The sequence below is a fragment of the Streptomyces sp. NPDC052040 genome, from assembly GCF_044548405.1.
GTDB lineage: Bacteria > Actinomycetota > Actinomycetes > Streptomycetales > Streptomycetaceae > Streptomyces.
Window position 1 is genome coordinate 1 of record NZ_JBIUBV010000016.1, and the last position, 13,582, is coordinate 13,582.

A 13,582-nucleotide genomic window follows, 5' to 3' on the forward strand; every position below is an offset into this window, starting at 1 on the left:
GGCGCGGGGGGGGGGGGCGGTGGGGGGGGGCGGCCCCCCCTCACCGGGGGGGGGTGCGGGCCGGGCCCTTTTTCCCCCCCCTTATTAAAACACGGGGGGGGGGGGGGGGGGGGGGGCGGGCCCCCCCCACCCCTCCCGTCACGGGTTCCCGGTGTTCCGGGGGCGGCTGGGGTCTTTCGGTGCCAGGGCCCGCGAGCCCGGCCTGATCCACACGAGAGGCCCTAGCGCAGGAACGGGTCCACGGCCACCGCCACGAACAGCAGCGAGACATAGGTGATGCTCCAGTGGAACAGGCGCATCTCCTTGAGCTTCGCGCCCTCCGCCTCCGCCCGCGCGCGGTTCTGGAGCGCGTGCGCCTCCCACAGCCACCAGCCGCCCGCCGCGAGGGCGACGGTCGTGTAGAACCAGCCGGTGTAGCCGAGCGGGGTGAGCAGCAGCGAGACCACGACCATCACCCAGCTGTAGATCACGATCTGGCGGGCGACCACCTTGTTGGAGGCGATGACCGGCAGCATCGGGACGCCCACCCGGGCGTAGTCCTCCTTGACCTTCATGGACAGCGGCCAGTAGTGCGGCGGCGTCCAGAAGAACATGACGAGGAAGAGGATGACCGGCGCCCACGACATGGAGTCGGTGACGGAGGACCATCCGATGAGGACCGGGAGGCAGCCGGCGATACCGCCCCAGACGATGTTCTGGGAGGTGCGCCGTTTGAGGAGCATCGTGTAGACGACGACGTAGAAGAGCAGCGCTCCGAGCGACAGCCAGGCGGACAGCCAGTTGACGGTCAAACCGAACAGCAGCGTGGAGACGACCGCCAGCGAGATGCCGAAGGCGAGGCACTCACGGGGGCTGACCATGCCGGTGACCAGCGGACGCTGCGACGTACGCTCCATGAGCGCGTCGATGTCGCGGTCGATGTACATGTTCAGCGCATTGGCACCGCCCGCGGAGAGGTAACCCCCGAGGCAGGTGAGCACCACGAGCTTCAGGCTCGGCACACCCTGCTGGGCGAGGAACATCACCGGGACCGTGGTGATCAGCAGCAGTTCGATGATCCGCGGCTTGGTCAGCGCCACGAACGCCTTGAACCGCGCCCCAAACGGCCGCTGGTCCCGGCTGCTGCTCGTCCCGAGCTCCCCCGTGGCCTGAAGGGCATGGGTGGTACCCCCACCCAGCGGACGGGATTCGACGGCCGTCACGTACACCCCTGACAGAGACATCCAGCGAGCCCGGGCTTGTGAACTTGCGGTAAAGGCTCGCGCGTACCCACGCAACTCTAGACGTTGCCCCCAGCCCGCCCTTCGCGGGGGTCAGTCGTGTTGGAGGCGCGGGCGGGTGCGCAGGTGAGCGGCGGGACCCGCCCGGCGGGCGGCCGGAAGAAGGGGGAATGAGCGAGCCGGGAACCGCTCGATTGAGCAGTCGAATGAGCGGCCCCGTATTCATCTGACGAATACCGTTCAGGCCGGTCGGGAGGCGGATCGCAGCGACTCCCGGCAGTCTGGAATGACTCGAAAAGACGCACGTACTCACGGGGGTAGGCTCAGCAGCGGCCGGTGGGCGTCCAGTGCACCGGCATTCGACATGTGGAGAGGAGCCCTGACTCAGGGTGAGCACCAAGCCGACCACCACAGACCTCGAGTGGACCGAGTTGGACCAGCGGGCCGTGGACACCGCCCGCGTCCTGGCCGCCGATGCCGTACAGAAGGTCGGCAACGGCCATCCGGGTACGGCGATGAGCCTGGCTCCGGCCGCCTACACCCTCTTCCAGAAGGTGATGCGCCATGACCCGGCGGACGCCGACTGGGTGGGCCGCGACCGTTTCGTGCTGTCCGCGGGCCACTCGTCCCTGACCCTCTACACCCAGCTCTACCTGGCCGGTTTCGGCCTGGAGCTGCACGATCTCGAAACCTTCCGCACCTGGGGCTCGAAGACCCCCGGCCACCCGGAGTACGGGCACACGGTGGGTGTGGAGACGACGACCGGCCCGCTGGGCCAGGGTGTCGCCAACGCGGTGGGCATGGCCATGGCCTCCCGTTACGAGCGCGGCCTGTTCGACCCGGAGGCGGCCGAGGGCACCTCGCCCTTCGACCACTTCATCTACTGCATCGCCGGTGACGGCTGCCTCCAGGAGGGCATCTCCGCGGAGGCGTCCTCGCTGGCCGGCCACCAGCAGCTCGGCAATCTGATCCTGCTGTGGGACGACAACCACATCTCGATCGAGGGCGACACCGAGACCGCGGTCTCCGAGGACACCGTCCGGCGCTACGAGGCCTACGGCTGGCATGTGCAGCGCGTGGCGCCGAAGCCGGACGGCGACCTGGACCCGCACGCCCTCTACGACGCGATCGAGCAGGCGAAGAAGGTCACCGACCGGCCGTCCTTCATCGCGATGCGCTCGATCATCGCCTGGCCCGCCCCGAACGCCCAGAACACCGAGGCCGCCCACGGCTCGGCGCTGGGCGACGAGGAGGTCGCGGCCACCAAGCGCGTCCTCGGTTTCGACCCCGAGAAGCAGTTCTTCGTCGCGGACGAGGTCCTGAACCACACCCGCGGCGCGCTGGAGCGGGGCCGCGAGGCCAAGGCGGAGTGGGACAAGGGCTTCCAGGAATGGCGCAACGCCAACCCGGAGCGCGCCGCCGAGTACGACCGCATCAGCAAGGGCGAACTGCCCGCGGGCTGGGAGGAGAAGCTCCCGGTCTTCGAGACGGGCAAGGCCGTGGCCACCCGTGCCGCGTCCGGCAAGGTGCTCCAGGCCCTGGGTGCGGTCATTCCGGAGCTGTGGGGCGGCTCGGCCGACCTGGCCGGCTCCAACAACACCACCATCGACAAGAACAGCTCGTTCCTGCCGGCGGACAACCCGCTGCCGGAGGCGGACCCCTACGGCCGCACGATCCACTTCGGCATCCGCGAGCACTCCATGGCCGCGGAGATGAACGGCATCACGCTGCACGGCAACACCCGCGTCTACGGCGGCACCTTCCTGGTGTTCTCCGACTACATGCGCAACGCGGTGCGGCTGTCGGCGCTGATGCACCTGCCGGTGACGTATGTGTGGACGCACGACTCCATCGGCCTGGGCGAGGACGGCCCGACCCACCAGCCGGTCGAGCACCTGGCCAGCCTGCGGGCCATCCCGGGTCTGAACGTGGTCCGCCCGGCCGACGCCAACGAGACCGCGATCGCCTGGCGCGAGATCCAGCGGCGCTGGACCAAGGAGTTCGCCAAGGGCGCCCCGCACGGCCTCGCGCTGACCCGTCAGGGCGTGCCGACGTACGAGCCCAACGAGGACACCGTGCGCGGCGGTTATGTGATGTTCGAGGCGGAGGGCGCCGACGGTGCCGCCGCCGAGCCGCAGGTGATCCTGATCGCCACCGGCTCCGAGGTGCACCTCACCGTGGAGGCGCGCGAGCAGCTCCAGGCCGAGGGCGTTCCGACGCGGGTCGTGTCGATGCCGTCGGTGGAGTGGTTCGAGGAGCAGGACCAGGGGTACCGGGACAGCGTCCTGCCGCCGTCGGTGAGGGCGCGGGTCGCGGTCGAGGCCGGTATCGGTCTGACCTGGCACCGCTTCGTCGGGGACGCGGGCCGCATCGTTTCCCTGGAGCACTTCGGCGCTTCGGCCGACGCCAAGGTGCTCTTCCGCGAGTTCGGCTTCACTGCCGAGAACGTCGCATCCGCCGCCCGGGAATCGATCGCCGCAGCCCAGCGCTGACGCTGATATACGACACGTAGGAGATGCATTTTCCATGACAGACGCACTCAAGCGCCTCTCCGAGGAAGGCGTCGCGATCTGGCTGGACGACCTGTCGCGCAAGCGGATCACGTCCGGCAACCTCGCCGAACTGATCGACCAGCAGCACGTCGTGGGCGTCACCACCAACCCGACGATCTTCCAGAAGGCGATCTCGTCGGGCGACGGCTACGAGCAGCAGCTCGCCGACCTCGCCGCCCGCAAGGTCACCGTCGAAGAGGCGATCCGCATGATCACCACGGCGGACGTCCGGGACGCCGCCGACATCCTGCGCCCGGTGTTCGACGCGACGCAGGGCCAGGACGGCCGGGTGTCGATCGAGGTCGACCCCCGTCTGGCGCACAACACCCGGGCCACCGTCGCCGAGGCCAGGCAGCTGGCCTGGCTGGTCGACCGCCCGAACACACTGATCAAGATCCCGGCCACCGAGGCGGGTCTCCCGGCGATCACCGAGACGATCGCCAACGGCATCAGCGTCAATGTCACGCTGATCTTCTCGCTGGACCGCTACCGCAAGGTCATGGACGCCTACCTGAGCGGCCTGGAGAAGGCCAAGGAGCGCGGCCTGGACCTGTCCAAGATCCACTCGGTGGCGTCCTTCTTCGTGTCCCGCGTGGACACCGAGATCGACAAGCGGCTCGAGGCCCTCGGCACCCCCGAGGCCAAGGAGCTGCGCGGCAAGGCGGCCGTCGCCAACGCCCGCCTGGCCTACGAGGCCTATGAGGAGGTCTTCGGCAGCGACCGCTGGCTCGCCCTGGACAAGGCGCAGGCCAACAAGCAGCGTCCGCTGTGGGCGTCCACCGGCGTGAAGGACCCGTCCTACCGGGACACCATGTACGTCGTGGACCTGGTAGCGCCGAACACGGTGAACACCATGCCGGAGGCCACCCTGGCGGCCACCGAGGACCACGGCGAGATCACCGGTAACACCGTCGCCGGGACCTACGAGCAGGCGCGCGCCGTGCTGGACGCGGTCGAGAAGCTCGGGATCTCGTACGACGACGTGGTCCAGGTCCTGGAGGACGAGGGCGTCGAGAAGTTCGAGTCGTCCTGGAACGACCTCCTGAAGTCGACCGAGGCGGAGCTGAAGCGCCTCGCCCCCTCGGAGGGCTGACATCTTGACATCCGTACACGGAGCGAATCCGCTTCGTGACGCCGCGGACCGACGGCTCCCGCGTATCGCGGGGCCGTCGGGCCTGGTGATCTTCGGCGTTACGGGCGATTTGTCACGTAAAAAGCTGATGCCTGCCGTCTACGACCTGGCCAACCGCGGTCTGCTGCCGCCGGGCTTCTCGCTCATCGGCTTCGCCCGCCGCGAGTGGCAGAACGAGGACTTCGCCAAGGAGGTCCACGACGCGGTCAAGGAGCACGCCCGCACCCCCTTCCGCGAGGAGGTCTGGCAGCAGCTCATCCAGGGCATGCGCTTCGTGCAGGGCACCTTCGACGACGACGAGGCCTTCGAGCGGCTGCGCGGCACCATCGACGAGCTGGACAAGGCCCAGGGCACGGGCGGCAACTTCGCCTTCTACCTCTCGGTTCCGCCGCGCTCCTTCCCGGTGGTCATCCAGCAGCTGAAGAAGCACGGCCTGGCCGACCAGAAGGACGGCTCCTGGCGCCGCGCGGTCATCGAGAAGCCCTTCGGCCACGATCTGAAGTCGGCCGAGGAGCTGAACGCGATCGTGCACGAGGTCTTCGCCCCGGACCAGGTCTTCCGCATCGACCACTACCTGGGCAAGGAGACCGTCCAGAACATCCTGGCGCTGCGCTTCGCCAACACGATGTTCGAGCCGATCTGGAACCGGTCCTTCGTGGACCACGTCCAGATCACGATGGCGGAGGACATCGGCATCGGCGGCCGAGCCGGGTACTACGACGGCATCGGCGCCGCCCGCGACGTCATCCAGAACCATCTGCTCCAGCTGCTGGCGCTGACCGCCATGGAGGAGCCCTCCTCCTTCGACGCGGACGCGCTCGCCGCCGAGAAGACCAAGGTGCTCGGCGCCGTGCGGCTGCCCGGGGACCTGGGCCGCGACACGGTGTTCGCCCAGTACACGGCGGGCTGGCAGGGCGGCGAGAAGGTCACCGGCTACCTCCAGGAAGAGGGCATCGACCCCCAGTCGCGGACCGACACCTACGCCGCGGTCAAGCTGGGCATCGACAACCGCCGCTGGGCGGGCGTCCCCTTCTATCTGCGCACCGGCAAGCGGCTGGGCCGCCGGGTCACCGAGATCGCGGTGGTCTTCCAGCGCGCCCCGCACTCCCCCTTCGACTCCACCGCCACCGAGGAACTCGGGCAGAACGCGGTCGTCATCCGCGTCCAGCCGGACGAGGGCGTCACCGTCCGCTTCGGCTCCAAGGTGCCGGGCACCTCGATGGAGATCCGGGACGTGTCCATGGACTTCGCCTACGGCGAGTCCTTCACCGAGTCCAGCCCCGAGGCGTACGAGCGTCTGATCCTGGACGTCCTGCTCGGCGACTCCAACCTCTTCCCGCGCACCGAGGAGGTCGAGCTGTCCTGGGAGATCCTCGACCCGATCGAGACGTACTGGGAGAAGCACGGGAAGCCCGCACAGTACCCGGCCGGCACCTGGGGGCCCGTCGAGGCCGACACGATGCTGGAACGAGACGGACGGAGCTGGCGCCGCCCATGAAGATGGATCTCACGGACACCACGGCCAGCAAGGTCAACAAGGCGCTGGTGGAGGGCCGCCGGGCCATCGGCACCCCCGCCGTCGGCATGGTGCTCACCCTGGTCATCGTCACCGACGAGGAGAACGCCTACGACGCCCTGAGGGCCGCCAACGACGCCTCCCGGGAGCACCCCTCGCGCACCCTGGTCGTCATCAAGCGCGTCTCGCGCTCCCCGCGCGACCGCACGTCCTCGCGGCTGGACGCCGAGGTGCGGGTGGGCGCGGAGGCGAGCACCGGGGAGACGGTCGTCCTGCGGCTGTACGGCGAGGTGTCCGACCACGCCGACTCGGTGGTGCTGCCGCTGCTGCTTCCGGACGCCCCCGTGGTCGTGTGGTGGCCGGTGAACGCCCCGCTCGACCCGGCCCGCGATCCCCTCGGCGCGCTCGCCCAGCGCCGGGTCACCGACTCCTACACGGCCGAGACCCCGGTGCGGGAGCTGTCCGCCCGCGCCGACGCCTACACGCCCGGCGACACCGATCTGTCGTGGACCCGCATCACGCCCTGGCGCTCGATGCTGGCCGCCGCCCTCGACCAGGTCACCTGCACGGTGACGGCCGTCGAGGTGGAGGGCGAGGAGTTCAACCCGAGCTGTGAGCTGCTCGCGATGTGGCTCGCGGACCGGCTGGACGTCCCCGTCCGGCGCTCGCCGTCCGCCGGTCCCGGCCTCACGGCCGTACGGATGCAGACCAGCTGCGGTCCGGTCTCCCTCGGCCGGGCGGACGGCTCGCTGGCCACCCTCGCCATCGAGGGGCAGCCGGACCGGGCGGTGGCGCTCAAGCGGCGCGACACCTCCGAGCTGATCGCGGAGGAGCTGCGACGGCTCGACCCGGACGACACCTACGCGGCCGCTCTGCGGTACGGGGTGCAGCGGCTGATCACCACGGACGAGCCGGAGGCGGACGGCCGGGAGGCCGCACCCTCGGACGGGGCGACGGCCAAGGACGAGAAGGCGGGCGACGCACCGGAGCGGACCGCTGCGAAGGCGCCCGCGAAGCGGGCCGCCCGCAAGGCTCCGGCGAAGAAGGCGGCGGCGAAGTGAGCACTCCCCAGCTCGTGGTGCACCACGACAAGGAGCTGATGGCGCAGGCCGCCGCAGCCCGGCTGATCACGAAGATCGTGGACGCGCAGGCCTCCCGGGGCTCCGCCTCGATCGTGCTGACCGGCGGCCGCAACGGCAACGGCCTGCTGGCCGCGCTCGCCGCCGCGCCCGCCCGGGACGCCGTCGACTGGACTCGCCTGGACCTGTGGTGGGGCGACGAGCGGTATCTGCCGGACGGCGACCCGGAGCGCAACTACACCCAGGCGCGCGAGGCGCTGCTCGACTCCGTCCCGCTGGACCCGAAGCGCGTGCATCCCATGCCCGCGTCGGACGGCCCGTACGGAGCCGATGTGGAAGCCGCGGCCGAGTCCTACGCGGCGGAGCTGGCCCGGGCCGCGGGGCCCGAGAACCACGGCTCGGCCCCCGCCTTCGACGTGCTGATGCTGGGCGTCGGCCCGGACACCCATGTGGCCTCGCTCTTCCCGGAGCTGCCCGCGGTGCGGGAGACCGAGCGGACGGTGGTCGGGGTGCACGGCGCGCCCAAGCCGCCGCCGACCCGGGTCAGCCTGACCCTGCCGGCGATCCGCTCGGCCCGTGAGGTGTGGCTGCTGGCGGCCGGTGCGGACAAGGCGCAGGCGGTGGCGATCGCGCTGTCGGGCGCGGGCGAGATCCAGGCCCCCGCGGCCGGTGCGCGGGGCAGGTCCCGCACCCTGTGGCTGCTGGACGCGGCGGCGGCCGCCCAGCTGCCGAGGTCGCTGTATCCGCCGGCGTCCGCCTGACGGACGGTACGGCTCCGCGCCGGACGGACCGGGTGACGGCCCATCCGGCGCGGATTGCCTTGTGTGCGCGGCTACTTGACCGAGCCCGCCATGACCCCCTGGACGAAGTGCCGCTGGAAGGCGAAGAACACCGCCACCGGCACGATCAGGGACAGGAACGCCCCCGGCGCCAGGACATCGATATTGCTGCCGAACTGCCGGATCTGCGACTGGAGTTCGACGGTGAGCGGCTGGGCGGAGCTGTCCGCGAACAGCAGGGCCACCAGCATGTCGTTCCACACCCACAGGAACTGGAAGATGGCCAGGCTGGCGAGGGCGGGCCGCCCCACCGGCAGGACGAGCCGGGTGAAGATGCGCCACTCGTTCCCGCCGTCCATCCGCGCCGCCTCCAGCATCTCCTTGGGCATCTCGGCGAAGTAGTTCCGCAGCAGGAACACCGCGAACGGCAGCCCGTAGGCCACATGGAAGAGGACGACTCCGGGGATGGTGCCGAAGAGGCCCAGCTGTCCGAAGAGCTTGGCGACCGGCAGCAGACCGATCTGCACCGGCACCACCAGCAGCGCCACCACCAGCAGGAAGAGTGGTTCGCGGCCGGGGAAGTCCAGCCAGGCGAAGGCATATCCGGCGAGTGCCGCGATCACCACGACCAGGACGGTGGTCGGTACGGAGATCATGACCGTGTTCCAGAACGCCTGGGTGATCCCGGCGTTCTTCAGCAGCGCCGTGTAGTTGTCGAAGGACAGCTGTCCCGGACTGGCCAGCGCCGTCCACCAGCCGCCCTTCGCGCTGTCCCCGGCCGACCGCAGCGACGAGACGAACAGTCCCGCCAGCGGGGTGAGCCAGACCAGTCCGATCACCACCAGGAAGGCCTGCACCAGCCCGCTGCCCAGAGCGCGCCTGACCGCGTTCATCGCTGACTCCTTCGGAAACGGCGGACGTTGAACACCATCGCGGGGACCACCAGCAGCAGGAGCAGCACGCCGAGCGCGCTGCCGAGGCCCTGGTTGTCGCCCCCGCCGAAGGACACCAGCCACATCTGCGTCGCGAGCACCGTCGCGTCCTCCTGCACCGGGCCGGGCGCGATGATGTAGACGAGGTCGAAGACCTTCAGCACATTGATGACGAGGGTCACGAAGACGACGGTGAGCACGGGGGCGAGCAGCGGTACGGTGATCCGCCGGAAGATCTGCCATTCGTTCGCCCCGTCCATCCGTGCCGCCTCCAGCGCGTCCCGCGGCAGGGTGGACAGTCCCGCGCCGATCAGCACCATCGCGAAGCCGGTCCAGATCCACAGGTAGGCCCCGATGATCGCGGGGGTGACCAGGGCCGGTCCGAGCCAGGAGACGCCCTGGTAGGGCGGCGCGAAGTTGGCCGCGGGCAGTTTCACCGTGTACGAGCCGGGGGCGAGCCCCGGGAAGCGGAAGGAGCCGTCGGCCGCGGTCGTGGTGTGCGCCGCGGTCCGCCCGTCGCGCACCGCCTCGACCGCCATTCCCGGCAGGCCGCTCTCCCGTGGGTCGACCCTGCCCTGCCGCCCTCCCCCGCCGGGGGTGAAGTCCAGGTAGACCACACCGCGCAGTTCACCGGGGGCGGCACGGCGGGCGGCCGCCGCGGCGGCGGGTTCGGCACCCTTGGGCAGGTCCCCGGGCAGCACGCCGACCATCGGGAGCGCCACCGAGGTGCCGGGCGCCACCCCCCGGCCGGTGGTGTAGGAGCCGTCCCGGTTCTGGGTGAGCCCCTGCCCCTGGCGGGCCCGGGCGGTCGGGTACGAGGAGGTGCCCTCGAAGGCGTCGTGGACGGAGACCACGGCGGCGTTCAGGACGCCCTTGTCCGGGTCCTGGTCGTAGGCGAGCCGGAAGATGATGCCTGCGGCGAGGAAGGACACGGCCATCGGCATGAAGAGCAGCAGTTTGAACGCGGTGGCCCAGCGGACCTTCTCGACCAGGACGGCCAGGATCAGGCCCAGGCCGGTCAGCAGCGCCGGGGCGACGACGACCCAGATCGCGGTGTTGCGGACGGCCTTCAGGGTGGCCGGGTCGCGGAACATCTCGGTGTAGTTGCCCGCGCCCACGAAGCGGGTGCCGGAGGCGTCGAAGAAGCTGCGGCCGACGGAGAAGAGCACGGGGTAGACGACGAGCGCGCCGAGCAGCAGCAGCGCGGGCAGGACGAACAGCAGGGCGACGGTCCGGCCGCGGCGCCGGGTGCGCCGGGGCCGGGCGGCAAGGGCGGCGGACGGTGCGTCCGCCCCCTTCGCGAGCGTGGTGGCGGTCATCGGCCCTCAGCCCTGGTAGGCCTTGGCCGCCGCGGCCTCCAGTGCGACCGCGGTCGCCCTGGGGTTCGACGGGTCGCGCAGGAAGTCCTGGAGGATCTTCCACTCGCCGGTGCCCTTGGTGCCGCCGAAGGCCGCGGGTGCCTGGTCGGACATGTCGAAGCGGACCGAGTCCCCGGCGGCGATCAGGGACTTGGCGGTGGCGCGGCTGACGTCGTCGCCGTAGGAGGAGAGGCCGAGCTTCCTGTTCGGGGAGAGGAAGCCGCCCGCCTTCGCCCAGACGGCCGCCGCCTCGGGGGTCGCGAGGTACTCCAGCAGTTTCATTCCGGCGGCGGCGTTCTTGCCGTCCTTGAGGACGACCGCCGCGTCGCCGCCGCTGACCACGGGTGCGGTGCCGCCGCCGACGGCCGGGAAGGGGAAGAAGTCCGCGTCCCTGCCGATCTCCTTGCCGAACTGGTCGTGGGCGACCCCGGCGACGAAGTCGCCCTCGTAGACCATGCCCGCCTGGGGCTTGGGGCCGAAGACCTTCTCGACGGAGCCGGGGAAGTCGGTGTTGAGGGCCTCCTGCCGGCCGCCCGCGATCAGCTGCTTGTCCTTGAAGAGCGTGCCGAGTGTGGTGAGCGCGCTCACCACACTCGGGTCGGTCCACTTCAGCCGGTGGGCGGCGAGGGCGTCGTACTTCTCGGGTCCGGCCTGGGAGAGATAGACGTTCTCGAACCAGTCGGTGAGGGTCCAGCCGTCCTGGCCCGCGACGGCGAAGGCGGCGAGTCCGGAGTCGGAGACGGTGTGCCCGGCCTTGAGCATCTCGTCATAGGTCTTCGGTGCCTTGACCCCGGCCTGGGTGAGTGCCTCGGGGCTGTACCAGACGGTCGACTTGTGGGCGGCCTTGAAGTAGAGGCCGTAGAGGGTGCCGTCGACGCTGCCGTACTTCTTCCAGACGGACGCGTAGTCGGCGTCGACGGTCCCCCGGGCGGTCGACGACAGCGGCTTGAGCCAGCCCTTCTTGGCGAACTGCTGAAGAACGCCGACCTGGGGGACCATCACCACGTCGGGGGCGTTGCCGCCCTCGATCTTGCTGCCGACGACAGTGGAGACATTGTCGCCGGTGGACACGAACTGGGTCTTGGCGCCGGTCTTCTCGGTGAAGGCGTCCAGCACCTTCTGGAAGTTCTTCTGTTCGCTGCCCGACCAGACACCGGCCACGGTGACCGTCTGGCCGCTGAGGGCCTTGTCCCCGCCGCCGGCCGAGACCGGTCCGCCGCCGCAGGCGGTGGCGCCGAGCGCGAGGGCCAGGGCGGTGCAGCCGGTGAGCAGGGTGGTACGTCGTCGCATCATCGTTGATGTCCCTTCGGGGAGTGGGAAACTGCGGAGGCCCGGGGCCAGGGGGTCAGCGGGCGGGCGCGTCGTCGGTGATCCACCAGGCGGCCGTGGACCCCGCGAGCACACCGGGCGGACAGGGACCGCTGGCCAGCAGCGGGGTACCGGGGACGGGAGCGGGGGTGGGCGCGGTGCCGAAGTTGACCGCGCAGACCAGGCCGTCGCCGCGGACGAAGGAGAGGACGCCGGGCGGGGTGTCCAGCCAGCGCAGGTCGCCCTCCCCCAACTGGGGCAGTGCGGAACGCAGTTGGAGTCCATCGCGGTAGAGGTGCCAGAAGGAGCGGGTGTCGGCGAGCGCCCGTTCAGTGGCGTGCTCGGCGAACCACTCGGGCTGCGGCAGCCAGGGCTTGGCACCTTCGGCTCCCGAGGTGAAGCCGAACGGGGAGGCCTTGCCCGACCAGGGCAGCGGCACCCGGCAGCCGTCGCGGATCCGGGCGCGGCTGCCGGTGCGGCGGAAGATCGGGTCGGTGAGGACGTCGTCGGGCAGGTCGACGACCTCGGGCAGGCCCAGCTCCTCGCCCTGGTAGATGTACGCGGCGCCGGGCAGCGCCAGCATCAGCAGCGCGGCGGCCCGGGCGCGGGCGGTGCCCAGGCCGCTCCCCTCGGCGGCGGGCTCCCCGTAGCGGGTGACCGTGCGGACCTGGTCGTGGTTGTTGAGCACCCAGGTGACGGTGGATCCCGTCCCGGCGATGTCCTGCATGGCCTCCGAGATCACCTTGCGGAAGGCGTCGGGGTCCCAGGGGGCGCCGAGGAGGTCGAAGAAGAACGCCTGGTGCAGTTCGTCGGGGCGGACATAGCGGGCGTGTTCGCGGGCGGTGGGCACGGAGACCTCGCCGACCAGCAGGCGCTCCCGGCCGTCCCGTGCGGTGTACTCCTCGCACACCGCGCGCCAGTGCCGCCAGACCCCGTGCACCTCGGGCCGGTTCCAGGCGAGCGGGTTGACCGAGTCGCGGGTGCGGGCGTCGGCCTCCGGGTCCGGGGAGTCCGGCAGTGCGGGGTGCTTGAAGAGCCCGGCGGCCACATCGATACGGAAACCGTCGACGCCCCGGTCCAGCCAGAAGCGCAGCGTCCGGTCGAACTCGGCGGCGACCTCGGGGGTGCGCCAGTTCCAGTCGGGCTGTTCGGGCGTGAACATGTGCAGATACCACTGGCCGGGGCGGCCGTCCGCCTCGGTGACCCGGCTCCAGGCCGGTCCGCCGAACATGGCGTGCCAGTTGTTGGGCGGCAGCCCGCCGTCCGGCCCCCGGCCGTCGGCGAAGTGGAAGCGGGTGCGGGCCGGGTCTCCCGGCGCGGCGGCGAGTGCCTCGCGGAACCACGGGTGCGCGCTGGAGCAGTGGTTGGGGACGATGTCGAGGAGGACCTTGATGCCGAGCCGGTGGGCGGCCGCCGTCAGCAGGTCGAACTCCGCGAGGTCGCCGAAGAGCGGGTCGACGTCGCAGTAGTCGGCGACGTCGTAGCCGTGGTCGTGCTGCGGCGAGGGGTAGAAGGGGCTCAGCCAGATCCCGTCGACGCCGAGCTTCTTCAGATACGGCAGCCCGGCCCGGACACCGGCGAGATCGCCGACGCCGTCGCCGGTGCTGTCCAGGAAGCTGCGGACGTACACCTGGTAGATCACTGCGTCGCGCCACCAGTGGTGGGTGCGGATGCGCTCGAGACTCACCCCGTGGACCTGTCTGTGC

The 13,582-nt window shown here is 70.7% G+C and carries 10 protein-coding genes; 5 read left to right on the plus strand and 5 right to left on the minus strand.

From position 1 onward, the window contains the following. Positions 1–221 precede the first annotated feature (221 nt). Positions 222–1,208, minus strand: coding sequence for a heme o synthase (locus tag ACIHAA_RS25855; protein WP_399821355.1), 987 nt, complete (start codon positions 1,206–1,208; stop codon positions 222–224). Positions 1,209–1,609: 401 nt separating this feature from the next. On the opposite strand from ACIHAA_RS25855, the gene tkt reads away from it, so the two are divergent. From tkt to pgl, 5 genes are read left to right on the plus strand one after another with little or no spacing between them, the layout of a single operon-like run. Continuing rightward, on the plus strand, positions 1,610–3,712 hold the full coding sequence (gene tkt, locus ACIHAA_RS25860; RefSeq protein ID WP_399821120.1) for a transketolase: 2,103 nt from the start codon (positions 1,610–1,612) through the stop codon (positions 3,710–3,712). A gap of 34 nt (positions 3,713–3,746) precedes the next feature. Next, positions 3,747–4,865 (plus strand): transaldolase, encoded by a 1,119-nt coding sequence (gene tal, locus ACIHAA_RS25865; protein WP_399821122.1) that lies wholly within the window; start codon positions 3,747–3,749, stop codon positions 4,863–4,865. 4 nt (positions 4,866–4,869) lie between these two features. Next, positions 4,870–6,402 carry a glucose-6-phosphate dehydrogenase gene (gene zwf / locus ACIHAA_RS25870; RefSeq protein ID WP_399821123.1) on the plus strand — a complete coding sequence of 511 codons (1,533 nt, stop codon included), beginning with the start codon at positions 4,870–4,872 and terminating at the stop codon, positions 6,400–6,402. Then, positions 6,399–7,481, plus strand: coding sequence for a glucose-6-phosphate dehydrogenase assembly protein OpcA (gene opcA, locus ACIHAA_RS25875; RefSeq protein ID WP_399821125.1), 1,083 nt, complete (start codon positions 6,399–6,401; stop codon positions 7,479–7,481). The genes zwf and opcA overlap by 4 nt, the downstream gene beginning before the upstream one ends. Beyond that, positions 7,478–8,260, plus strand: coding sequence for a 6-phosphogluconolactonase (gene pgl, locus ACIHAA_RS25880; RefSeq protein ID WP_399821127.1), 783 nt, complete (start codon positions 7,478–7,480; stop codon positions 8,258–8,260). Before opcA ends, pgl begins: the two co-directional genes overlap by 4 nt. A gap of 71 nt (positions 8,261–8,331) precedes the next feature. Here the strand turns inward: pgl and ACIHAA_RS25885 are convergent, their stop codons facing one another. From ACIHAA_RS25885 to ACIHAA_RS25900, 4 genes are read right to left on the minus strand one after another with little or no spacing between them, the layout of a single operon-like run. Next, on the minus strand, positions 8,332–9,171 hold the full coding sequence (locus tag ACIHAA_RS25885) for a carbohydrate ABC transporter permease (protein WP_399821129.1): 840 nt from the start codon (positions 9,169–9,171) through the stop codon (positions 8,332–8,334). Beyond that, complete coding sequence (locus ACIHAA_RS25890) at positions 9,168–10,529, minus strand: ABC transporter permease subunit (protein WP_399821131.1); 1,362 nt, start codon at positions 10,527–10,529, stop codon at positions 9,168–9,170. The genes ACIHAA_RS25885 and ACIHAA_RS25890 overlap by 4 nt, the downstream gene beginning before the upstream one ends. A gap of 6 nt (positions 10,530–10,535) precedes the next feature. Beyond that, positions 10,536–11,861 (minus strand): ABC transporter substrate-binding protein, encoded by a 1,326-nt coding sequence (locus ACIHAA_RS25895; RefSeq protein WP_399821132.1) that lies wholly within the window; start codon positions 11,859–11,861, stop codon positions 10,536–10,538. A 52-nt stretch (positions 11,862–11,913) separates the two neighbouring features. Continuing rightward, positions 11,914–13,563 carry a glycoside hydrolase family 13 protein gene (locus tag ACIHAA_RS25900; RefSeq protein ID WP_399821133.1) on the minus strand — a complete coding sequence of 550 codons (1,650 nt, stop codon included), beginning with the start codon at positions 13,561–13,563 and terminating at the stop codon, positions 11,914–11,916. Between the last annotated feature and the right edge of the window lie 19 nt (positions 13,564–13,582).

Excerpts from the sequence above, each read along its gene's own strand:
- opcA (WP_399821125.1), top strand. The coding sequence starts at position 6,399 with ATGAAGATGGATCTCACGGACACCACGGCCAGCAAGGTCAACAAGGCG.
- ACIHAA_RS25885 (WP_399821129.1), bottom strand. The coding sequence starts at position 9,171 with ATGAACGCGGTCAGGCGCGCTCTGGGCAGCGGGCTGGTGCAGGCCTTC.
- ACIHAA_RS25895 (WP_399821132.1), bottom strand. The coding sequence starts at position 11,861 with ATGATGCGACGACGTACCACCCTGCTCACCGGCTGCACCGCCCTGGCC.
- ACIHAA_RS25890 (WP_399821131.1), bottom strand. The coding sequence starts at position 10,529 with ATGACCGCCACCACGCTCGCGAAGGGGGCGGACGCACCGTCCGCCGCC.
- tal (WP_399821122.1), top strand. The coding sequence starts at position 3,747 with ATGACAGACGCACTCAAGCGCCTCTCCGAGGAAGGCGTCGCGATCTGG.